General features: G+C 70.4%; 21 protein-coding genes. 13 read left to right on the top strand and 8 right to left on the bottom strand.

The window, feature by feature from the left end; translation table 11 throughout:
* The first annotated feature begins 36 nt into the window (after nucleotides 1-36).
* From RIN46_RS02800 to RIN46_RS02790, 3 genes are all read left to right on the top strand, one after another.
* Nucleotides 37-1,494 carry an RNB domain-containing ribonuclease gene (locus RIN46_RS02800; RefSeq protein WP_309080090.1) on the top strand — a complete coding sequence of 486 codons (1,458 nt, stop codon included), beginning with the start codon at nucleotides 37-39 and terminating at the stop codon, nucleotides 1,492-1,494.
* A gap of 331 nt (nucleotides 1,495-1,825) precedes the next feature.
* The gene (locus RIN46_RS02795) at nucleotides 1,826-3,487 is read left to right on the top strand and encodes a DEAD/DEAH box helicase (protein WP_375141834.1); all 1,662 of its coding nucleotides are present in this window, start codon (nucleotides 1,826-1,828) and stop codon (nucleotides 3,485-3,487) included.
* A 3-nt stretch (nucleotides 3,488-3,490) separates the two neighbouring features.
* Nucleotides 3,491-4,363, top strand: coding sequence for a DNA methyltransferase (locus RIN46_RS02790; RefSeq protein WP_309080091.1), 873 nt, complete (start codon nucleotides 3,491-3,493; stop codon nucleotides 4,361-4,363).
* A gap of 63 nt (nucleotides 4,364-4,426) precedes the next feature.
* Here RIN46_RS02790 and RIN46_RS02785 read toward each other — a convergent pair whose 3' ends face one another.
* Nucleotides 4,427-5,275 (bottom strand): PHP domain-containing protein, encoded by an 849-nt coding sequence (locus tag RIN46_RS02785; protein WP_309080092.1) that lies wholly within the window; start codon nucleotides 5,273-5,275, stop codon nucleotides 4,427-4,429.
* Nucleotides 5,276-5,336: 61 nt separating this feature from the next.
* Between RIN46_RS02785 and RIN46_RS02780 the strand changes: the two genes are divergently transcribed.
* Nucleotides 5,337-6,884 (top strand): aminopeptidase P family protein, encoded by a 1,548-nt coding sequence (locus RIN46_RS02780; protein ID WP_309080093.1) that lies wholly within the window; start codon nucleotides 5,337-5,339, stop codon nucleotides 6,882-6,884.
* A 96-nt stretch (nucleotides 6,885-6,980) separates the two neighbouring features.
* On the opposite strand, the gene RIN46_RS02775 is transcribed toward RIN46_RS02780, so the two are convergent.
* Nucleotides 6,981-7,964 (bottom strand): general stress protein, encoded by a 984-nt coding sequence (locus tag RIN46_RS02775; protein WP_309080094.1) that lies wholly within the window; start codon nucleotides 7,962-7,964, stop codon nucleotides 6,981-6,983.
* Between the two features lie 152 nt (nucleotides 7,965-8,116).
* Between RIN46_RS02775 and RIN46_RS02770 the strand changes: the two genes are divergently transcribed.
* The 3 genes from RIN46_RS02770 to RIN46_RS02760 are packed head-to-tail and all read left to right on the top strand — an operon-like array spanning nucleotide 8,117 to nucleotide 11,149.
* Nucleotides 8,117-9,397 carry a magnesium transporter MgtE N-terminal domain-containing protein gene (locus RIN46_RS02770; RefSeq protein ID WP_309080095.1) on the top strand — a complete coding sequence of 427 codons (1,281 nt, stop codon included), beginning with the start codon at nucleotides 8,117-8,119 and terminating at the stop codon, nucleotides 9,395-9,397.
* Nucleotides 9,390-10,025 carry a DUF1003 domain-containing protein gene (locus tag RIN46_RS02765; protein ID WP_309080096.1) on the top strand — a complete coding sequence of 212 codons (636 nt, stop codon included), beginning with the start codon at nucleotides 9,390-9,392 and terminating at the stop codon, nucleotides 10,023-10,025. Before RIN46_RS02770 ends, RIN46_RS02765 begins: the two co-directional genes overlap by 8 nt.
* Complete coding sequence (locus RIN46_RS02760; RefSeq protein ID WP_309080097.1) at nucleotides 10,022-11,149, top strand: P-loop NTPase; 1,128 nt, start codon at nucleotides 10,022-10,024, stop codon at nucleotides 11,147-11,149. Before RIN46_RS02765 ends, RIN46_RS02760 begins: the two co-directional genes overlap by 4 nt.
* A 15-nt stretch (nucleotides 11,150-11,164) precedes the next feature.
* Here the strand turns inward: RIN46_RS02760 and RIN46_RS02755 are convergent, their stop codons facing one another.
* From RIN46_RS02755 to sigE, 3 genes are all read right to left on the bottom strand, one after another.
* A complete protein-coding gene (locus tag RIN46_RS02755; RefSeq protein ID WP_309080098.1) occupies nucleotides 11,165-11,641 on the bottom strand; it encodes a Sec-independent protein translocase TatB in 477 nt (158 codons plus the stop codon).
* Nucleotides 11,642-11,712: 71 nt separating this feature from the next.
* Nucleotides 11,713-12,837, bottom strand: a complete 1,125-nt coding sequence (locus RIN46_RS02750) for a zf-HC2 domain-containing protein (RefSeq protein ID WP_309080099.1) — start codon at nucleotides 12,835-12,837, stop codon at nucleotides 11,713-11,715.
* A gap of 8 nt (nucleotides 12,838-12,845) precedes the next feature.
* On the bottom strand, nucleotides 12,846-13,448 hold the full coding sequence (gene sigE / locus RIN46_RS02745) for an RNA polymerase sigma factor SigE (RefSeq protein WP_309080100.1): 603 nt from the start codon (nucleotides 13,446-13,448) through the stop codon (nucleotides 12,846-12,848).
* A 152-nt stretch (nucleotides 13,449-13,600) separates the two neighbouring features.
* On the opposite strand from sigE, the gene RIN46_RS02740 reads away from it, so the two are divergent.
* Nucleotides 13,601-14,233 (top strand): O-methyltransferase, encoded by a 633-nt coding sequence (locus RIN46_RS02740; RefSeq protein ID WP_309080101.1) that lies wholly within the window; start codon nucleotides 13,601-13,603, stop codon nucleotides 14,231-14,233.
* Nucleotides 14,234-14,297: 64 nt separating this feature from the next.
* Here RIN46_RS02740 and RIN46_RS02735 read toward each other — a convergent pair whose 3' ends face one another.
* The 3 genes from RIN46_RS02735 to RIN46_RS02725 form a co-directional block, all read right to left on the bottom strand.
* Nucleotides 14,298-14,465 carry a DUF3117 domain-containing protein gene (locus RIN46_RS02735; protein WP_309080102.1) on the bottom strand — a complete coding sequence of 56 codons (168 nt, stop codon included), beginning with the start codon at nucleotides 14,463-14,465 and terminating at the stop codon, nucleotides 14,298-14,300.
* 164 nt (nucleotides 14,466-14,629) lie between these two features.
* Complete coding sequence (locus RIN46_RS02730; protein WP_309080103.1) at nucleotides 14,630-14,926, bottom strand: DivIVA domain-containing protein; 297 nt, start codon at nucleotides 14,924-14,926, stop codon at nucleotides 14,630-14,632.
* A gap of 6 nt (nucleotides 14,927-14,932) precedes the next feature.
* Nucleotides 14,933-15,742, bottom strand: a complete 810-nt coding sequence (locus RIN46_RS02725; RefSeq protein ID WP_309080104.1) for a TIGR00730 family Rossman fold protein — start codon at nucleotides 15,740-15,742, stop codon at nucleotides 14,933-14,935.
* 178 nt (nucleotides 15,743-15,920) lie between these two features.
* Between RIN46_RS02725 and RIN46_RS02720 the strand changes: the two genes are divergently transcribed.
* From RIN46_RS02720 to RIN46_RS02700, 5 genes are all read left to right on the top strand, one after another.
* Complete coding sequence (locus RIN46_RS02720; RefSeq protein ID WP_309080133.1) at nucleotides 15,921-16,640, top strand: amino acid ABC transporter ATP-binding protein; 720 nt, start codon at nucleotides 15,921-15,923, stop codon at nucleotides 16,638-16,640.
* A gap of 72 nt (nucleotides 16,641-16,712) precedes the next feature.
* The gene (locus RIN46_RS02715) at nucleotides 16,713-17,552 is read left to right on the top strand and encodes a glutamate ABC transporter substrate-binding protein (protein ID WP_309080105.1); all 840 of its coding nucleotides are present in this window, start codon (nucleotides 16,713-16,715) and stop codon (nucleotides 17,550-17,552) included.
* Between the two features lie 85 nt (nucleotides 17,553-17,637).
* The gene (locus RIN46_RS02710) at nucleotides 17,638-18,318 is read left to right on the top strand and encodes an amino acid ABC transporter permease (protein ID WP_309080106.1); all 681 of its coding nucleotides are present in this window, start codon (nucleotides 17,638-17,640) and stop codon (nucleotides 18,316-18,318) included.
* Nucleotides 18,315-19,214 carry an amino acid ABC transporter permease gene (locus RIN46_RS02705; protein ID WP_309080107.1) on the top strand — a complete coding sequence of 300 codons (900 nt, stop codon included), beginning with the start codon at nucleotides 18,315-18,317 and terminating at the stop codon, nucleotides 19,212-19,214. Before RIN46_RS02710 ends, RIN46_RS02705 begins: the two co-directional genes overlap by 4 nt.
* Before the next feature lie 813 nt (nucleotides 19,215-20,027).
* A partial coding sequence (locus tag RIN46_RS02700; protein ID WP_309109439.1) for an ice-binding family protein occupies nucleotides 20,028-20,849 on the top strand: 822 nt, incomplete at its 3' end.

Raw genomic sequence — 20,849 nt, 5'->3', positions numbered from 1 at the left:
CGCCCCCGGTGCCCCGCCGATTGCTAGGGTGTGGCCGTGATCACCCAACAGGTCGGGCTCTCGGCCCGCGCGCTCCAGTCCAGTCTCGCCGACGCCCTCGCAGACATCGTCTCGGGCCTCGAGCCACCCGCGGAGTTCGCCGCCGACGTGCTCGCCGAGGCCGAGGGCGCGGCGGCCGCCGTCGTCCTGCCGGACCTCGACCTCACCTCCGTCGAGTTCGTGACGATCGACCCGCCCACGTCGACCGACCTCGACCAGGCCGTCCACATCGAGCGGGACGGCGACGGGTTCACGGTGCGCTACGCCATCGCGGACGTGCCGGCCTTCATCCGCCCCGGCGGAGCCCTGGACGCCGCGACCCGCGAGCGGGGTCAGACCGTCTACCTGCCGCACCGGCGGGTCGGCCTGCACCCGGAGGCCATCGCCGAGGACGCCGGCAGCCTGCTGCCGAACCGCGAGCGGGGCGCGTACGTCTGGACCTTCGCGCTCGACGCCGCCGGCGCGGTGGTCCGCACCGGCCTCGACCGGGCCACGGTCCGCAGCCGCGCCAAGCTCGACTACGAGGGGGTCCAGGCGGCGCTCGACGCCGGCGAGGAGGACCTGCCCGGCGGGGACACGCTGCCCCTGCTGCGCGAGATCGGCCCCCTGCGTGGTGCGCTGGAGCGCCAGCGCGGCGGGGCCAGCCTGCGCATCCCCGAGCAGGAGATCGAGGTCGACGCGTCCGGCCGCTACGTGCTGGTCCAGCGCGGCGGCCTCCCGGTCGAGGACTGGAACGCGCAGATCTCCCTGATGACGGGGATGGAGGCGGCGAGGATCATGCTCGAGGGGCGCGTCGGCGTCCTGCGCACCATGCCCGCCCCGGATGACCGGCGCGTGCAGGAGTTCCGGCGGCAGGCCGAGGCGCTCGGCCACCCCTGGCCGGAGGGGCAGCCCTATGGCGAGTTCCTGGCCTCGCTCGACGTCTCCGACGCGGAGGCCCTGGCGCTGATGCATGCGGCGACGATCCTGTTCCGCGGGGCCGACTACACGGCGTTCGACGGCGACGTGCCCGACGACGCCGTCCAGGCCGCGATCGCCGCGCCCTACGCGCACACCACCGCGCCGCTGCGCCGGCTCGTGGACCGGTTCGTCCTGCAGACCTGCTGGGACCTCGTCCACGGCGAGCCGGTGCCCGAGTCCGTCCGCACGGCCCTGCCGGAACTGCCGGAGCTGATGCGGGCCTCGGGCCGGCGCGCCTCGGCGGCGGAGCGGCAGGCCGTCGACGCCGTCGAGGCCGCGCTCCTGGCGGAGCGGATCGGGGACGAGTTCGACGCCATCGTGATCGACGACGAGGGGACCGTGCAGATCGTGGACCCGGCCATCATGGCGAAGGCCGACGGCGAGGCCTCCCCGGGCGACCGCGTCCGGGTCCGCGCCGCGGAGGCGGACATCGCCGAGCGGCGGGTGCGGTTCGAGATCACGGGCGTGCCGGCGACCTCCGGGGACCGCAGCTGACGGCCTCGCGGCGTTCCAGCGGTCGCCGGGTTAGACTGGCCGCGTAGAGAAGGATGCCCGATCGTACGAGTTCGACCCTCTTTTGCAGCGTTTCCCAGCGAACCTGCCATTGAGCGACGCCGCCCCGCCGGGTGCGCCCGTCGCCGCAGAAGACCACGATCGGCTCCGCTGGACGCGCCAGCGTCCGCCCCGTCCGCAGGACCGTCCCCGACCGCCCCCGATCCCCGCCCGACCGCCGAAGCGCGGCCGACGGCGACGGGCATCCGGCTCCGGACGCGGTTCCTCGGCCCGAGAGGGCACGGAGGCTGGCGCCGAGAAGAATGAGAAGTCATTGACGACCACACCTGAGAACACCAACGAGGAGAGCATCGCTCCCCTCGACGCACCGATCGAAGCCCCCGCCGAGGCCCCCGAGCAGACGTTCGCCGACTTCGAGCTGCGCGGCGAGCTGGTCAAGTCCCTCGCGGACTCCGGGATCCTCGCCCCCTTCCCCATCCAGTCCATGACGCTGCCGATCGCACTCAGCGGCCACGACATCATCGGCCAGGCCAAGACCGGAACGGGCAAGACGCTCGGCTTCGGACTGCCGGTCCTGCACCGGGTCGTGAACCCCGACGAGCCCGGCTACGCCGACCTGCCCACCCCGGGCGCACCGCAGGCGCTCATCGTGGCCCCGACCCGCGAGCTGGCCGTCCAGGTGGCCCAGGACCTGACCAAGGCCGCCCAGCTGAGCACCACCCGCATCGCCACCATCTACGGCGGCCGCGCCTACGAGCCGCAGATCGAGCAGCTCGAGAAGGGCGTCGAGGTCGTCGTCGGCACGCCGGGACGCCTGCTGGACCTGCACAAGCAGCGCCACCTGAACCTGGGCAACATCCGGATGATCGTCCTGGACGAGGCCGACGAGATGCTCGACCTGGGCTTCCTGCCCGACGTCGAACGCCTCCTCGCCGCCCTGCCGGCCGTCCGCCAGACGATGCTCTTCTCGGCGACCATGCCCGGTCCGGTCATCGCCATGGCCCGCCGGTTCATGTCCCAGCCCACCCACATCAGCGCGCGCGACCCGCTGGACGAGGGCATCACCAAGAAGGACATCCGCCAGGTCATCTACCGCGCCCACCCACTGGACAAGGACGAGATCGTCGCCCGCATCCTCCAGTCGGAGGGCCGCGGCCGCACCATCGTCTTCGCCCGCACCAAACGCAGCGCCGCCAAGCTCGCCGAGGAGCTCTCCGACCGCGGCTTCTCCGCCGGCGCACTCCACGGCGATCTCGGCCAGGGCGCCCGAGAGCAGGCGCTCCGGGCGTTCCGCAACCACAAGATCGACGTGCTCGTCGCCACCGACGTCGCCGCCCGCGGCATCGACGTCGACGACGTCACCCACGTCATCAACCTGCAGTGCCCGGAGGACGAGAAGACCTACGTGCACCGCGTCGGCCGCACCGGCCGCGCCGGCAACAAGGGCACGGCCGTGACGCTGGTCGACTGGGAGGACCTGCCGCGCTGGGGCCTGATCAACAAGGCCCTCGGCCTGGACCGGCCCGAGCCCGTGGAGACGTACTCGTCCTCGCCGCACCTCTACGCCGAACTGAACATCCCCGAGGGCACCAAGGGCCGCCTGCCGCGCCACCTGCGCAAGCTGGACGGTCTGGCGGGCGAGGCCGTCGAGGACCTGGGCGAGACGGGCAAGCGTCCCGCCAAGGAGGCCCCGGCCGGCCGGAGCCGCTCCCGCGGCGGCCGCGGGGGCCGGGCCGAGGGCGGGCACGACGGCGAGCGCCGCCACGGCCGCGGCCACGGCCGCGCCGACCGCCCCAACCGCGAGTCCACCGGCGAGGGACGCGGCCGCCGCGCCGAAGCGGCCGATGCCGAGCCGACCCCGGGCTCCGGGGCCGCGGGCGAGGCCGGCGGAGCCGAGGGCGCCCAGCCGCGTCGTCGTCGCTCCCGGACCCGCCGCCGCAACGGCGAGGTCGTGAAGAACACCGACTCCGAGTAAGGGGTGGAACCGACGCGATCCGCGGCGTGGGCCCCCGAGGGCCCCGACCTGGTGGTCCACGCCGACAACGCCGACTACCTGCCCACGCTGCCGGACGGTGCGTTCACGCTCATCTACGTGGACCCGCCGTTCAACACCGGCCGGAGGCAGCTGCGCCAGTCCACCACCAGCGTCCGCGTCGCCGACGGCGAGGGCGACCGGGTCGGCTTCAAGGGGGTCTCCTACTCGACCCTGCGCGGCGCGCTGCGCAGCTACGACGACGCGTTCGACGACTACTGGGGATTCCTGGAGCCGCGGCTCCGCGAGGCCTGGCGGCTCCTCGCGGACGACGGCACGCTCTACGTGCACCTGGACTACCGGGAGGTCCACTACGCCAAGGTCATGCTGGACGCCGTCTTCGGCCGGGAGTGCTTCCTGAACGAGATCGTGTGGGCCTACGACTTCGGCGGGCGCTCCAAGAACCGCTGGCCGGCCAAGCACGACAACATCCTCGTGTACGTGAAGAACCCCTCCGCCTACCACTTCGACGCGCTCGAGGTCGACCGGGAGCCGTACATGGCGCCCGGACTCGTGACGCCGGAGAAGGCGGCCCTGGGCAAGCTGCCGACGGACGTCTGGTGGCACACGATCGTCTCGCCGACCGGGCGGGAGAAGACCGGCTATCCGACGCAGAAGCCACTGGGCGTGCTGCGCCGCATCATCGGCGCCAGCTCCCGGCCGGGCGACTGGGTGCTGGACTTCTTCGCGGGCTCCGGGACCACCGGTGCCGCCGCGGCCCAGCTGGGCCGGCGCTTCGTCTGCGTGGACGCGAACGAGGAGGCCGTGCACGTCATGGCCGAACGCCTCGGCGAGCACGCCGTCGTCGTCCGTCCCTGACGGCAGGCCCCCACGGGCCGCCGGCGCGACGCCCGGCTGGCCGTCCGGCCGTCCCGCGGACGGCTAGAGTCCGACGGCGCGGGTCCCGGTGCCCGCGGCGAGGATGCGCTCGAGCATCTCCGGCGCGGTGGTGTTCTCCCCGAGCCGGTTGGGCTTGCCGGTGCCGTGGTAGTCGCTGGAGCCGGTGACGATCAGGCCGTGCGCGGCGGCCAGCTGGCGCAGCCGCCGGCGGCCGGGCTCGGGATTGTCGCGGTGGTCGATCTCCAGGCCGGCCAGCCCGGCGGCGATCATCGCCTGGAGCACGTCCTCGCCCACCACGCGGCCCCGCTCGGAGGCCACCGGGTGGGCGAACACGGGGACTCCCCCGGCGGCCGCGACGAGTCGCACGGCCTCCACGGGGTCGAGCGCGTAGTGGCCCACGTAGTACCGCGACCGGTGGGAGAGCATCGTGTCGAACGCCCGGCTGCGCGTCGGGACCACGCCCGTCGCGACGAGCGCGTCCGCGATGTGCGGCCGGCCGATCGTCGCCCCCTCAGCCGTGTGCTCCATGACGGTCTCCCAGCTGATGGGGAAGTCCTCCCCGAGCAGGTCGACCATCCGCCGGGCCCGGTGCATCCGCGAGTCCCGCGCCCGACCGACCTCCGCGAGCAGTGCGCTGTCCGCCGGGTCGTGCAGATAGCTGAGCAGATGGACGCTGATCCCGGACCCGGTCATGCAGGAGACCTCCATGCCGGGGACGAGCCCGACGCCGAACTCCCGGGCCGCGGCCGCCGCCTCGTCCCACCCGGCCGTCTGGTCGTGATCGGTCAGCGCGACGACGTCGAGACCGGCCTCGGCGGCGGCCCGGACGAGCTCCCGCGGCGTCTCCGTGCCGTCGGAGATCCGGGAGTGCGCGTGCAGATCGATCAGCATGCCACCACCCTAGTCCCGCCCGGTGGTGGAGTCCGCCGCCGTCTGAGACGATGTGTCGGTGATGACTGAAGACAACCCCACTTCTGGCAGCGATCAGCCGATCGAGGACCGTGTGAACAACCGTTCGCAGCGCCCCTCGTCGGCGGCCTTCAAAGAGTTCATGGGCAGCCATTGGGCTCCCGCCGACACCTCCCTCCCGCCCGAGGACGCCGTCGCACCCTTCGCGGCGCAGCGGCGACGGAGGCTCTCCGAGCGCTTCCCCGGCGAGCGGCTGGTCGTCCCGGCCGGACCGCTGAAGGTCCGCTCCAATGACACCGACTACCGTTTCCGGCCGCACTCCGGGTTCGCCCACCTGACCGGCCTCGGCCTGGACCACGAGCCGGACGCCGTCCTCGTGTTCGAGCCCGTCGCCGAGGGCACGGGCGACGACGGCGGCCACCACCGGGCCACCCTCTACTTCCGGCCCATGGCCGGCCGCGACTCGGAGGAGTTCTACTCCAACGCGCGCACCGGCGAGTTCTGGATCGGGCCACGCCCCACGCTCGCGGAGCTCCAGGCCCGCCTCGGCCTGCCCACGGCGCACATGGACGAGAAGCTCGAGGACGCGATCACCGAGAACGCCGGCCACCAGGCCCTCGGCGGCGTGCGCATCCGGTTGCTGCGCGACGTCGACCTGAACTGCGACGCCCTCGTCGACACCTCCCGGATCAACACCGCCGTCGACCTGGAGGAGTCGGACCGGCTCGACGCCGAGCTCGCCGAGGCGCTCTCCGAGCTCCGGCTGGTGAAGGACGAGTGGGAGATCGAGCAGATGCGCACGGCCGTCCAGGCCACGATCAACGGGTTCCACCAGGTCGCCCAGGCGCTCCCCCGCGCCGTGGAGCACAAGCGCGGCGAGCGCGTGGTCGAGGGCGCGTTCTTCGCCCGGGCCCGCGAGGAGGGCAACGACCTCGGCTACGACACCATCGCCGCCTCCGGAAACAACGCCACGGTCCTGCACTGGATCCGCAACAACGGCCAGGTCAACGCCGGCGACCTCATCCTCGTGGACGCCGGTGTCGAGGCCGACTCGCTGTACACCGCGGACATCACGCGCACGCTGCCGGTGAACGGGACCTACTCCGAGGTCCAGCGGAGGATCTACCAGGCCGTGCTCGACGCACAGGAGGCGGCCTTCGCCGTCGCCAAGCCGGGGAATCGGTTCCGGGACCTGCACCAGGCGGCCATCACCGTGCTGGCCGAGCGACTCGACGAGTGGGGCCTGCTGCCCGTGTCGCTGGACGAGGCGCTCTCGGACGCGGGCCAGCAGCACCGCCGCTGGATGCCGCACGGGACGAGCCACCACCTGGGGCTCGATGTGCACGACTGCGCGCAGGCCAAGCGCGAGCTCTACCTCGACGGCGTGCTGGAGCCGGGCATGGTCTTCACGATCGAGCCCGGCCTGTACTTCAAGGCCGAGGACCTCGCCGTCCCCGAGGAGTACCGCGGGATCGGCGTCCGGCTGGAGGACGACGTGCTCGTCACCGAGGACGGCTGTGTGAACCTCTCGTCCGACCTGCCGCGCACCCCCGACGAGATCGAGGCCTGGCTCAGGACCCAGCAGGGCTGACCCGGACAGTCCCACAGACATGGAGGAGGGCGGCGGCGAGATTCGATCTCGCCGCCGCCCTCCTCCATGCTCCGAGCCGAGCTCGAAGGCCCCGGCTCAGCGGTCTCGGTCGGTGCCGCTTCCGGGCTCGTGGGTCTCCGAGGTCCCTGCCGACGGCTCGTTCGCCTCGGCGTCGGACGGGCGGTCGGTCTCGGGTTCGTGACTCCCGCGTCCGGCCGACTCCGGATCGGTCGACGACGCCGACGCGTCCTGCCGCTCTCCCGACGGCGTCCCGGCGGCGCTCTCTCCGTCGGTGTGCGGCGCCGAGGGGCCGGCTGCGGTATCCCCGGTCTCCGGCTCGAGCCGTGCGCCGAAGCGCGGTCGGCCGTCCGGCAGGTCCTCGTAACCCGAGCGCGGGCGCGACGGCGTCCCGTTCTGCGTGGTGGGTCCCTGCGGCTGATCGCTCCCGGTCGCCGCGGCCGGGGAGGCAGCCGACCCAGGGCCCGTGCCGGGAGCGGTCGGTGCCGAGCCCGTGCCGTGGGCCGGCGGGGTCGCGCCACCCGAGTTGTCGCGCGGCGCCCACGCCGGGGTGACGTTGCCGGCTTGGACGCGGCTCATGGGCAGGCTGGACGCGAGGTTCCGTGCCGCCTGCGCGTGCTCGAACGCCACGACGACGTCGTAGTAGCCGGCCATGATCTGACTGGACGAGGCGAAGTCGCGCTTGCCGCGGCGGAGCGAGTAGCCGACGACGCCGACGATCATCCAGATCGCCATGCCGAGCCCGATCGAGGAGAGCAACTGGCTGATCGGGTTGCCGGTCGTGAACAGGCTCAGCAGCAGTCCCACGAAGACACCGAACATGGCGCCCTGGGCGGCACCGGAGAGGGCCACCCGCGGGTAGCTCAGCTTGGCCGTCACCCGCTCGACGCTCTTGAGGTCGCAGCCGATGATACTGACGTTCGCAACGGGGAAGTCGTTGTCCGCCAGGTAGTCCACCACCTTCTGCGCATCGAGGTAGGACTCGTAGCGGCCGAGGATCTCGCCGCGCGGCAGTGTGAACTGGTCCTGCTGGGACGGGGTGGAACCAAACGGAGTCGACATACCCCCATTGTGCCCCCTCTGCCCCGAGACGGGAGCCGCGGCCGGGCGGGTATCGCTGCGGGTGAACCGCCCCCTGGCCGCGGCGAACGCGGGCCGCCCGTCCGGGCCTGTGCGGCCCCCGACGACGCGGCACAGGCAGTAGCCTTGACAGCATGAGCAGCTCCCTGACCACCAAGGTATTCGTCGCCCGTCTGCTCGGCCTCGACGTCTTCGACCCGCTCGGCGACCGGCTCGGCCGCCTGCGCGACGTCGTCGTCGTCGACCGCGGGCCGAGCAAACCTGCGCACATGGTGGGCCTGCTCGTCGAGGTCCCGGGCAAGCGCCGCGTCTTCGTCCCGGTCACCCGCGTGCAGGCGATCGAGGCCGGGCAGATCATCTGCTCCGGCCTGGTGAACCTGCGCCGCTTCCAGAAGCGCGGTGCCGAGCGGCTGGCGGTCGGCGAGCTGCTGGACCAGCGCGTCACCTTCAAGGACGGCACCGGCATCGGCGTGATCGAGGACATCGGGCTGGACCGGCTGCGCAACGGCGACTGGGTGGTCTCCGCGTACTATGTGCGCCGCGGCGAGCGCGACACCGGCTTCCGGCCCTTCCGCCGCCTCTCCCGCGGCGAGCGCGTGGTGGTGGAGTGGAACGACATCCTCCACCTCAACGACTCGGAGCCGCAGGCGGCGACCCAGTTCGTGGCGGCGCACGACGAGCTCAAGCCGGCCGACTTCGCCGAGGCCCTCCACGAGATGTCGGACAAGCGCCGGCTCGAGGTCGCGGCCGAGCTGCAGGACGACCGCCTCGCCGTCGTCCTGCAGGAACTCCCGGACGAGGAGCAGGTCCAGATCCTCTCCGCCCTGGACATGGAACGCGCGGCCGACGTGCTCGAGGAGATGGACCCCGACGACGCGGCCGACCTCCTCAACGAGCTCTCCGACGAACAGCAGGAGGCCCTGCTGCAGCTCATGGAGCCCGACGGCGCCGACGACGTCCGGCGCCTGCTCGAGTACGAGGAGGACACCGCCGGCTCGCTGATGACGCCCGTGCCCGTCATCCTGCCGCCTGAGGCCACGGTCGCCGAGGCCCTCGCCTATGTCCGGCAGGAGGAGCTCAGCCCGGCCACGGCGTCGGCCGTCTATGTGTGCCGGCCGCCGCTGGAGACCCCCACGGGACGGTACCTCGGCGTCGTGCACATCCAGGCCCTCCTGCGCATGCCGCCGCCGGAGCCGCTGGGGAACATCATCGACACAGACCTGGAGCCGGTGAACGACCTGGCGACGGTGGCGGATGTCGCCCGGATGCTCGCCACGTACAATCTGACGAGCCTGCCGGTGGTCAACGACCAGGGGCGCCTCGTCGGCTCGGTCACCGTCGACGACGTCCTGGACCACCTGCTCCCGGACGACTGGCGGACCAACGACGATGCGGAGGAGGCAGCGAATGGCTGAGAAGAGCTCCCGCCCCCAGCGGAACCTGGACACGCCGCTGCCAGCCAGCGCGCGCCGGGTACCGCGGTTCCGCCCGGACCCGGATGCCTTCGGCCGCGCCACGGAGGGCTTCGCCCGGTTCATGGGCACTCCGCTGTTCCTGCTCTACATGACCGTGTTCTGCGTGGTCTGGCTGCTCTGGAACACCCTGGCGCCCATCGAGTGGCGCTTCGACGACGCCGCGCTGGGCTTCACCGCGCTGACGCTGATGCTGTCCCTGCAGGCGTCCTATGCCGCTCCGCTGCTGCTCCTCGCCCAGAACCGCCAGGACGACCGGGACAAGGTCTCCCTCACGGAGGACCGCAAACGAGCCGAGCGCAACCTGCACGACACCGAGTACCTGACCCGCGAGCTCGCGGCCCTGCGCATCGCGTTGCGCGACGTCGCCACCCGCGACTACGTGCGCAGCGAGCTGCGCAGCGCCCTCGAGGACCTCCTCGAGTCGAACGACGGCGAGGAGATCCGCCTGCGCGGCCGGGCGCCAAAGCGCCGCGAACGCGTCTCGGACGCCACCACGCAGATCCCGCAGGTCTCCCCCGGCGACGCGTCCGGCCCGCCGAGCTCCTCCACTCCGGGAAGGCCGCAGTGAGCCCCACCCCCGATCCGGAACTCACCCGCCTCCTCTCGGCCGCCCTCGGCTCCGTCCAGGACCCGGAGCTCCGCCGGCCGATCACCGATCTCGGCATGGTCGCCTCCGCCGAGGCGTACGACGACCGTTCGGCCACCGTGCACGTCCTGCTGACCATCGCGGGGTGCCCGCTGCGGAACACGATCGTCGAGGACGTCACGGCCGCGGCGACCTCCGTCCCCGGCATCGCTGCGGTCGACGTCGAGCTCGGCGTGATGACGCCGGAGCAGCGGCAGGCGCTGAAGGACGGGCTCACGTCCCGCGTGGTGCCCTTCACGCAGCCGAACAGCCTCACCCGGGTCATCGGCGTCGCGAGCGGCAAGGGCGGCGTCGGCAAGTCCAGTCTGACGGTCAACCTCGCCTGCGCCCTGGCGGCCGACGGCCTGCGCGTGGGCGTGATCGACGCCGACGTCCACGGCTTCTCGGTCCCGGGGCTGATGGGCATCACCCAGGCGCCGACCCGGGTGGACGAGCTCATCCTGCCCCCGGTCGCCCATGGGGTCAAAGTCATCTCGATCGGCATGTTCGTCGAGGGCAACCAACCTGTTGTCTGGCGGGGCCCCATGCTCCACCGCGCCCTGGAGCAGTTCCTCACCGACGTGCACTTCGGCGATCTCGACGTGCTGCTGCTGGATCTTCCGCCCGGCACCGGGGACATCGCGATCTCCGTCTCCCAGCTCCTGCCCGGCTCGCAGCTGCTGGTGGTGACGACGCCGCAGTCCGCCGCCGCGGAGGTCGCCGAGCGCGCCGGCGCCGTGGCCGAGACGACGGGTCAGGAGGTCGTCGGCGTGGTGGAGAACATGTCCTGGCTGCAGCTGCCGGACGGGACGCGGATGGAGCCCTTCGGCGCCGGCGGCGGCGCGGCGCTGGCCGAGCGCCTGCAGTCCCGCCTCGGCGTCGACGTGCCGCTACTGGGCTCGGTGCCGCTGGAGCCGCAGCTCCGCGAGGGCGGTGACGCGGGCGTGCCGATCGTGGTGAGCCGGCCTGAGTCGGCGGCATCGCAGGAGATCCGGGGAATCGCCCACCGGCTCGCGCGCCGTCCGCGCGGGCTGGCCGGCCTGCGTCTGGACGTCACGCCGCGGTAGGCGTCAGCGACCGCTTCAGGTCGCTTCGACGTCGAACGGGGCCGGGTCTCCCGGCGCGAGGCGTCGCGTCGTGCCCAGGGCGGCCCCCGCGCCGAGGGCGGCCGCGCCCCCCATGGCTCCGGAAGCACCGGCCGCCGAGCCGGGGGTGGTCTCGATCGACTGGCGCGCCGCGCCGGCGGAGACCGACTTCCGCGCGGTGGCTTTCGGGGTCTCGCGGGCGGCTCGGGCGGCGTCCTCGAAGTCGTCGAGGAGCGCCTCCTTGATGATCCGGCGGGGGTCGTACTGCCGGGGATCGAGCTTGCGCCAGTCGATGTCGGCGATGTCGTCGCCGACCTCGTCCCGGAGCTGCTCCTTGGCGCCCTGTGCCATCCGGCGGACGTTCTTCACCAGCTCCGCGAGCTGCTGTGCATAACCGGGCAGCTTGTCCGGGCCCAGCACGAGCACCGCGAGCAACGCGAGGATGAGGAACTCGCCACCGTTGATTCCAAACACGTTATGAGACTACCTGCTCCCGGCCTGCGGCCTGTATCCGTTCGGACTCATGTCGCATCGCCGCCGGAGGACTAGCCGAGGATGTCGAGCAGGCCCATGCGGCTGAATCCGCGGGCGATGCGGGAGAGCATGTCGTCGTCGGCCACCGGCGCGTGCTCCAACTGCGAGTACTCGGTGAGCACGATCCGGTTCACCACTGCCTCGCGTGGGCCGCCCTCGGGCAGCGTGACCGTGTAGACGGCGTCGGGAGTGTCGATCGAGGAGCTCTCGCCCTCGAGCCCGCGCGCCGTCGGCGAGACGGGCGCGACGGCGTGGCGGACCATGACCCCGTGCAGGTCGAAGGTCGGCGCGCGTCCCTCCCCGGATTCGGAAGGACCAGAACCGTCCCCACCGGAACTGTCCCCCCGCACCGCGGCGCGCCCCTCCGCGGCGAGGCGGGAGGCATCCGCCTCCACCGAGGCATCGACGGCAGTGCTCTCCGTCTCGGCCTTGCGCCGCTCCACGATCGCGAGCGTGCCGGCGGGACCCTGGTAGGTGAGCTCGACCCGTGGCTGGCCCTCCACGACGAACCCGAGCGCACGCACGGGCCGGTAGTCCATGTAGGACAGGTCGGGCAGGTTCCACCCGGAGTTCTGCAGTTCGACGACCGCGGCGGGGGTCAGCTCCGTTCCGTCCTCGTCCCATGCGGCGGCCTGTCCTGCGGCGGCGCTGGCCGCGGCCGCGCCCGTCCCGCCCATCGCCCAGGCCACGGCGAAGAGCCCCGCGATGAGCGAGCAGACGACGGCGAGGCCCAGCACGGGCAGCGTGGCCGGGCGATGCCCGCCTCGCTCTCCCCCGTCGTGCGCGGCTCCCCCGTCGTGCGCGGCTCCCTCGGGGCGTGTCCAGCGGGCGCGGTCCCCCGCGGTCGCCGGCCCGGGGCCGACGGAGATACCCGCGCCGGGGCGATTGCCGGCGGAGAGGGGGGCGTGCACGTCGCCGCCGAAGGGGCCTCCGGTGCTCGTGAAGCCGGCGGGTCCGCCCGCCGACCGGGCGGCCGCGTGTCGGAGCCGCTCGGCGCGGAGGCGGCGACGGCGGAGGGTGGCGAGTTCGAGCCGACAGTCGGCGCATTCGCGCAGATGGGTCTCCACCTTCTGGGACCGCGGCGTGGGCAGTTCGCCGGTGATGTACGGCTCGAGGAGACGTTCGGTTCGATGCATGCTGATGCCTACGAGACGGCCCGCTTCACCCGCGGGAGCGTCATGGTCGGGGTCGTGCGGCGCGGATTGCGGTGCTCGAGGCGGTCCCGGAGGAGCGCACGGCCGCGGTGGATGCGGGAGCGGACGGTGCCGAGCTTCACGCCCAGGGCGGCGGCGACCTCCTCGTAGGAGAAGCCCTCCAGGTCGCAGAGCACGACGGCGGCGCGGAAGTCCGCGGGCAGTGCGTCCAGGGCACGCTGGACATCGACGTCGAGGTTGTTGTGCTCGAAGGTGCGCTCCGGGCCGGGCTCGCGGCCGGCCAGCCGCGACTCGGCGTCGGGCGCAAGTGCGTCGAACCGGATGCGGCTCTTCCGGCGCGCCTGATCGAGGAAGAGGTTGGTGGTGATGCGGTGCAGCCACCCCCCGATCGTGCCCGGGGTGAACGTGTGGAGCGAGCGGAAGACGCGGACGAAGGTCTCCTGGGTCAGGTCCTCGGCGTCAGGGGCGTTGCCGGTCAGCCGGTACGCCAGCCGGTACACCTGCGACGAATGCTCCTCCACGATCGTCTCCCAGCTGGGCACGCTCTCGGGTTCTGCCGCCGCGGAGTCGGGCTGGACTGGTGAATAGTTCACGCTTCAATGGTGCCATCCATCACTGTGAAATCTCTGGATATCAGCCCCGCACCGGCTCGGGGCCGGCGGCGCTAAACTGTGATGGTTCGCGGTCCGGAGGCACCCGTGCCGCCACCGCTCGTACCCGACCCCGAAGGATGTTGCACCCGCAGATGAGCACCGACAAGCACAGCAGCTGGTCCTATTCCGAGGCACTGCCGCTGGAGGACGAGGTGCTGACGCGGGCGCGGGAGCGGGCGTACGAGCTCGGCGTCCGCGCCGTGACCTCCGGCACGGCCGCGCTCCTGACCGTGCTGGCGGCCCAGTCGCGGGCGCGCACCGCCGTCGAGGTCGGGACGGGAGCCGGCGTCTCGGGCCTCAGCCTGCTGCGCGGGTTCTCCGCCCAGACCGTCTTCACGACGATCGACGTCGACGTGGACCACCTCGATGCCGCCCGGCAGGCCTTCGCCGAGGCCGGCGTGCCCGCCTCCCGGACCCGCACGATCGCCGGCCGCGCCCGCGACGTCCTGCCCCGCCTGACGACGTCGGCCTACGACTTCGTCCTCCTGGACGCCGACAAGACCCACCTGGTGGAATACGTCGAGCAGGGCGCGCGCCTGCTCCGCAGCGGCGGGATGCTGGTCCTCAACGACGCCCTGGACATGGACAAGGTCCCGCTGCCGGCCGTCCGGCAGCCCGGGACGGTGGCCGCCCGCCAGGCCTCACGGCTGCTGCGCGACCGCGAGGACATGGTCATCTCGATGCTGCCGACGGGCACCGGCGTGCTCCTGGCCGTCAAGCGCTGAGACGACAGCGGGGACCGGGGCGCCTGCCCCGGTCCCCGCCCTTGTCCCTGATCGCACCGGCCGGCTATTCGGTGATGCCGACCAGGCACTCCTTGAGCTCGGCCGCCTCGTCGGCGTTGAGTTCCACCACGAGACGCCCACCGCCATCGATCGGCACGCGCATAATGAGGCTCCGGCCTTCCTTGGTGACCTCCATGGGGCCGTCGCCGGTACGCGGTTTCATCGCAGCCATCGGTGCTGACTTCCTCTCTCGACAGACGGAACCCCTGCGGCCCCGCCAAGTGGTGGATCGAAGGACGTCGAGCGGACCGGCGGACCGGCGCAACCGCGCCGCCCCAGGATCCGCAGTCCCCTTCAATCTGCATTTCACATTATTCCGAACTTCGCCCCGTGGTGCTAATCACAGGGGTCCTCGCCGTTGCCGCGCTCCGCTTTGAGACGTTCGATCTCGGCGGAGAGCGCGTCGATCACCTCGTCGACCTGATCGCATCGGTAACCCCGGAACGCAAGTGAGAATCGAACATCCCGCACGTCGGCCGCCCCGGGCCGTTCAGGCAGGAACACCGGGGGAAGCGACGACGGCGCCTCGTCGAGCCCGGCCCCCGGGGCACCGGCCGCTCGTCCCCGGCCGAAGACGAGCAGCGCCGTCGTACCGAGGACCAGGATGGCGAGGAACAGGAGTGCCAGCGTCACGACGGCCTACTGCGGGCCCAGTCGCCGGGCCGCCTCGGTGCCCTGCGGCTGCTCCGGGTGGTACGTGGTGGCCCACTCGACCGCGTCCTCGGGATCGTCCGTGAGATGGAACAGCTCGAGGTCCTCGGCCGAGATGGTCCCCTGCTCCAGCAGGGTGCCCTTCAGCCAGTCGATCAGCGGACCCCAGAACGCCGTACCGAACAGGACGATCGGGAAGTTGGTGACCTTCTCGGTCTGGACGAGGGTCAGCGCCTCGAACAGCTCGTCGAGCGTGCCGAAGCCGCCCGGCATGACGATGAAGCCCTGGGAGTACTTCAGGAACATCGTCTTGCGCGCGAAGAAGTACCGGAAGTTGATGCCGATGTCGACGTACTCGTTCAACCCGGTCTCGAACGGCAGCTCGATCCCGAGCCCCACGGACGTGCCCCCGCCCTCGACCGCGCCCTTGTTGGCCGCCTCCATCGCCCCGGGGCCGCCCCCGGTCATGACGGCGTAACCGTGCCCGACGAGCAGGCGCCCGATCTGCTCGGCCGTCCGGTACTCCGCGGAGTCGCGGTGGGTGCGGGCCGAGCCGAAGACGCAGATGGTCCGGCCGAGCTCGGCGAGCGTGCCGAAACCCTCCACGAACTCGCTCTGGATGCGCAGCACGCGCCAGGGGTCCGAGTGGACGAACGTCGTGTCCCGCGGCGTCTCGAACAGCATCTGATCGGACTGGCTGGTCTTGGCGCGGTCGCGTCGGAGCACCACCGAACCCTTGCGGCGTGCCGGATCCGGCACGGAGTCGAAGTCGGCGGCTGTGATGTGGTGCTTGCCCATGCTCCCCAGCCTACGGGTCGAACGCGGCCCGGCTCCGGCTTTACATTGCAATGCGGTTAATTTCGCCTTGTGAACGGGCACTCAGCCCCTTGTGGTACGGCTTACATCCAGTAGTGTCTCTGACATGAACGCAACTGACACTGGCAGGGGCGCCGAAGCCGCCGGCCCGGTCGTCCGCATGGAGAAGGTCAACAAGCACTACGGGCCGCTGCACGTCCTGCAGGACATCGAGCTGGAGGTCGCACGCGGCGAGGTCGTGGTGGTGCTCGGGCCGTCCGGTTCGGGCAAGTCGACACTGTGCCGGACCATCAACCGCCTGGAGCCGATCGACGACGGCTCCATCTACATCGATGGCGTGAAGCTGCCCGAGGAGGGCAAGGCACTCGCCCGTCTGCGCGCCGACGTCGGAATGGTCTTCCAGTCCTTCAACCTGTTCGCCCACAAGTCGATCCTCGAGAACGTGACGCTGGGACCGATCAAGGTCAAGGGCATGAAGAAGGCCGAGGCGGACAAGCTGGCGATGGAGCTCCTGACCCGCGTCGGCGTGGCGAACCAGAAGGACAAGCTGCCCGCCCAGCTCTCCGGTGGGCAGCAGCAACGGGTGGCCATTGCCCGCGCGCTGGCCATGCGACCGAAGGTCATGCTCTTCGACGAGCCCACCTCCGCCCTGGACCCGGAGATGATCCAGGAGGTGCTGGACACCATGGTCGGGCTCGCGCAGGAGGGGATGACCATGATCGTCGTGACCCACGAGATGGGCTTCGCCCGCAAGGCGGCCGACCGTGTGGTGTTCATGTCCGACGGCGCGATCGTCGAGCAGGCGGCCCCCCAGGAGTTCTTCACGAACCCGCAGTCCGACCGCGCCAAGGACTTCCTCGGCAAACTCATCACCCACTAGGCGAACGACGCTTCCGGCTCGCGCCGGAGTCCACGACGGCCGGAGACACCGGCCAGACACAAGGAGAAGAACATGCGCAAGAACCGCATCGCGCTGGCGTCCATGGCGGCCGTCGCTGCGCTGACCCTGTCCGCCTGTGGCGGCTCCGACGCCGGCGGCGAGGGCGAGGGCGAGGCCGGCGGCGAGAACGTCCGCATCGGCATCAAGTTCGACCAGCCGGGCCTCGGCTTCCAGGAAGGCTCCGAGTACACGGGATTCGACGTCGACGTGGCCAAGTACGTCGCGAACGAGCTCGGCTACTCGGAGGACCAGATCGAGTGGGTCTCCGCCCCGTCGGCGAACCGCGAGACCCTCCTGGAGACGAACGGCGTCGACATGATCTTCGCGACCTACTCCATCACCGACGAGCGCAAGGAGCGTGTGGCGTTCGCGGGACCGTACTTCGTGGCCGGCCAGGACCTCCTGGTCCGGGCGGACGAGGAGTCGATCTCGGGTCCGGAGGACCTCGAGGGCAAACAGCTCTGCTCCGTCACCGGTTCCACGTCGGCGACGAAGCTGAAGGACCTGCACCCGGGCATCAACCTGGTGGAGCAGGGCGGCTACGCAGACTGCCTCGGACTGCTGGAGACCGGCAGCATCGACGCGATCACCACCGACGACATCATCCTCGCCGGTCTCGCGGCCACCGAGGCCAATAAGGGCAAGTTCAAGGTCGTCGGCAACACGTTCTCCGAGGAGCGCTACGGCGTCGGTCTCCCCCAGGAGAACGACATCTGCGAGGACGTCAACGCCGCGATCACCAAGATGATCGAGGAAGGCGCCTGGGAGGAGGCCCTCAAGGCCAACACCGAGGGCACCGGCTACGAGCCGAACTCCGAGCTCAACCCGCCGACGCCGGACGCCTGCGCGTAGTCCTCGAATGATGAACGCGAACCGGCGGCCGGGCGGATGCCGGGCCGCCGGTTCGCGTCAGACCCGACCGCAAAGGAGCTAGGCCGTGGATGCCTACCTTTCCCTCTGGGAAACCTACGGCGGACAGATGTTGTCCACGTTCTGGACCAACCTGCAGTTGACCTTCTGGGCGGCGATCGCGTCGTTCCTGCTGGGCACGCTGCTGGCGCTCATGCGCATCTCCCCCGTGCCCAGCCTCCGCTGGGCGGGCGCCGCGTACGTCAACATCTTCCGCAACACCCCTCTGACCATCATCCTCACGTTCGGCGTACTGGTCCTCTTCGGCGTCTTCCGGGTCACTCTGGCGTCCGACTTCAACCTGAACTTCTTCCGGATCGCCATCATCGGTCTGACGATCTACCACGCGGCCTTCTTCTGCGAAGCCATTCGCTCCGGCGTGAACACGGTGCCGCTCGGCCAGGCTGAGGCGGCCCGCGCGATCGGGCTGAGCTTCCTCCCTGCGGCGCGCATCGTGATCCTTCCCCAGGCCTTCCGGGGTGCGATCGCTCCGATCGGCAACGTCCTGATCGCGCTGATCAAGAACTCGACGGTCGCGACGGCAGGCTCGGTCGCCGAGATCTCCGGCACCATGAAGGTGATGATGGAGTTCCGGCCGGACGTGGGCATCCCGATCTTCCTGACCGTCGCCGTGTTCTTCGTGATCGTGGTGCTCCCGGTCGGCATGCTGACGACGTACCTCTCCAAGAAGCTGGCGGTGGCACGATGAGCGGATCCGTCCTATTCGACGCCCCCGGCCCCCGGGCCAGGCGGCGCATCCTGATCGCCAACATCCTCGGCGTTGTGGCCGTCCTCGCCCTGTTGGCGTGGGTGGTCAAGGTCCTCGCCGATTTCGGCCAGCTCGACGCTGCGAAGTGGAGCTCTTTTGCGCAGTCGGGGACCTGGGAGAACTATCTCCTGCCAGGTCTGGTGAACACGCTGAAGTCGGCCGCCATCGCGATCATCGCATCGCTGGTCTTCGGCCTGGTGTTCGGCATGGGCCGGCTCGCGCAGAACAAGCTCGTCAACGGCGTCAGCTCGGTGATCGTGGAATTCTTCCGTGCAGTGCCGGTGCTCCTGATGATGATCTTCTTCTGGATCTTCTTCGGCCGCATGGGCATCGTCCCCTCCGGCGACGCTCCTTTCGTCGCGGTGGTGCTCGCACTGACGCTCTACAACGGTTCTGTCGTCGCGGAGCTGGTCCGGTCGGGCGTACACGGGTTGCCCAAGGGCCAGCGCGAGGCCGGCATAGCCATCGGCCTCACCCGCGGCCAGTCGCTCCGCCTCATCGAGATTCCGCAGGCATTGGTGGCGATGATGCCGGCGCTGCTCGGGCAGTTCGTCGTCATCCTCAAGGACTCCGCGCTTGGCGCCATCATCAACTACAACGAGCTGCTCTTCAGCGGGCGGCTGGTCGGAACCGGCAACGCCAATGTCTTCCAGGCACTGGTGGTCGTTGCAGCGATCTTCATCCTGATCAACTTCGCGCTGACCTACCTCGCCCAGTGGGTCTCGACCCGCGTGGCCCGGCGCCGCGCGAAGGCAAGCGCCACGGAGGACGACGGCTCGGACGACATCGGGCTGGTGATGCCCGAGGGTCCCGGCATTACGACGCCGAGGAAGTAGTCCTGACGACGCCCCATCCGCCGGCCAGGAGAGGTGGGATTGAACGATCAGGCGGTTCATCGATCCGGTCACGCTCTTCGTCCAGCTCGGCTCCGTCGTCAGGATGACCAAGATCGGACCGACCCGTTCCGGGCACGTCGTTGTCGGCGTCGAAACCATAGGCACACCCACGCCGACGGTGCAGAGGACGCTCGCCCGTGACTGCTGTGCTCCGGCACTGGACACCCAGGACGGCATGACTGTAACGACACATGACCTGTGGGATCTACCGCCTCATCAAACGAACCAGTGAGATCGCCAGGCGAAGACTTTTATGAGCACTAACGCAATGGCTGAACCCTTCCGGGGAATCACGCAAGTCGAACTGCTCAACTGAAAACGGAAAACCCGACGGCTCCCAGCCAAAGCGGTCTCCAACGACACGGTCAGCTGCACCGGCAGAGCCGCCACTGCACTCGAATCAGGAATACACCCGAAAGAGTTCGAGCGCCCTCGGTCAACCACGATCGAGCCGCTGATCCTCATAGGCCGGGGAAATCGAACCCAGGCCGCCTCAGGGCTGGAACGGAACCAACTGTGCACACGCCGGGCGAATGGGCGAAATGCGGCCGAAAGTGACGACCCAAGCCCTCTATCTTCTCCGACACCCGTCGCGTATCGTCAGCGATAGCCCACGTTGGGCGGTGCTCCCTCGCACCTCGGGGGAAAGAGAGAGCAATTTCCATGAAATCCGTCACGCCATCCCATCGCAGATTGAACCCGACTCAACCGCTCCAACGAATTCGCGCCATTAGTGCTCTATCCCTTGGTGCAGTGCTCGCGGGGCTTCTGTCGTTCAGTTCGAGCGCCTACGCAGCTACCGTCGTCGAACTTGGCACGGCAGAGTCCTATGCAGTGCTCGGGGGCCAATCGGTGACGAATACAGGACCCAGCGTGGTCGAGGGTGACCTCGGCGTTTACCCAGGCACCTCCATCACGGGTTTTCCGCCTGGAATTGTTTCGGGCGGCACCACGCACACGGCGGACGCGCATGCTCAGCAAGCGCAGAATGACCTTGTCACGGCCTACAATAGCGCGGCTGACCAAACGTCGGACGCGTTGATTTCCGATGACCTGGGTGGCCAGACCCTTGTGGAGGGTGTATACACCTCCTCGTCGTCGGCGGCGCTGACAGGGACGGTAACTCTCGATGCCGAGGGCGACCCGAGCGCCGTGTGGATTTTCCAGATCGGCTCGAGTTTGACGACGGCGACGGATAGCGTCGTCGCGCTCACCAACGGCGCTCAAGCCTGCAACGTGTTCTGGCAGGTGGGATCATCGGCAACGCTCGGGACAAGCTCTGAGTTCGTGGGCACCATCATGGCGATGACCTCCGTGACGGTCACCACGGACACTGCAGTGGAAGGTCGGGTGCTTGCGCGCAACGGGTCGGTGACGCTCGACAACAACGTCTTTACAGACCCACGCTGCGCCGACACCCCCGCGGAACCCAGCACCCCCGCAGAGCCCAGCACCCCCGCGGAACCCAGCACCCCCGCGGAACCCAGCACCCCCGCAGAGCCCAGCACCCCCGCAGAGCCCAGCACCCCCGCAGAGCCCAGCACCCCCGCAGAGCCCAGCACCCCCGCAGAGCCC

This window comes from Zhihengliuella sp. (assembly GCF_031178195.1).
Taxonomy (GTDB): Bacteria; Actinomycetota; Actinomycetes; order Actinomycetales; family Micrococcaceae; genus Zhihengliuella.
The sequence above is the reverse complement of the archived record's forward strand: the minus strand, read 5'-3'. Positions and strand labels throughout refer to the sequence as shown.

Excerpts from the sequence above, each read along its gene's own strand:
- RIN46_RS02785 (WP_309080092.1), bottom strand. The coding sequence starts at position 5,275 with ATGCTGATCGATCTGCACGCGCACTCCCGGATCTCCGACGGCACGGAG.
- RIN46_RS02780 (WP_309080093.1), top strand. The coding sequence starts at position 5,337 with ATGACTGAAGACAACCCCACTTCTGGCAGCGATCAGCCGATCGAGGAC.
- RIN46_RS02775 (WP_309080094.1), bottom strand. The coding sequence starts at position 7,964 with ATGTCGACTCCGTTTGGTTCCACCCCGTCCCAGCAGGACCAGTTCACA.
- RIN46_RS02770 (WP_309080095.1), top strand. The coding sequence starts at position 8,117 with ATGAGCAGCTCCCTGACCACCAAGGTATTCGTCGCCCGTCTGCTCGGC.
- RIN46_RS02765 (WP_309080096.1), top strand. The coding sequence starts at position 9,390 with ATGGCTGAGAAGAGCTCCCGCCCCCAGCGGAACCTGGACACGCCGCTG.
- RIN46_RS02750 (WP_309080099.1), bottom strand. The coding sequence starts at position 12,837 with ATGCATCGAACCGAACGTCTCCTCGAGCCGTACATCACCGGCGAACTG.
- RIN46_RS02740 (WP_309080101.1), top strand. The coding sequence starts at position 13,601 with ATGAGCACCGACAAGCACAGCAGCTGGTCCTATTCCGAGGCACTGCCG.
- RIN46_RS02735 (WP_309080102.1), bottom strand. The coding sequence starts at position 14,465 with ATGGCTGCGATGAAACCGCGTACCGGCGACGGCCCCATGGAGGTCACC.
- RIN46_RS02725 (WP_309080104.1), bottom strand. The coding sequence starts at position 15,742 with ATGGGCAAGCACCACATCACAGCCGCCGACTTCGACTCCGTGCCGGAT.
- RIN46_RS02720 (WP_309080133.1), top strand. The coding sequence starts at position 15,921 with ATGGAGAAGGTCAACAAGCACTACGGGCCGCTGCACGTCCTGCAGGAC.
- RIN46_RS02715 (WP_309080105.1), top strand. The coding sequence starts at position 16,713 with ATGCGCAAGAACCGCATCGCGCTGGCGTCCATGGCGGCCGTCGCTGCG.
- RIN46_RS02705 (WP_309080107.1), top strand. The coding sequence starts at position 18,315 with ATGAGCGGATCCGTCCTATTCGACGCCCCCGGCCCCCGGGCCAGGCGG.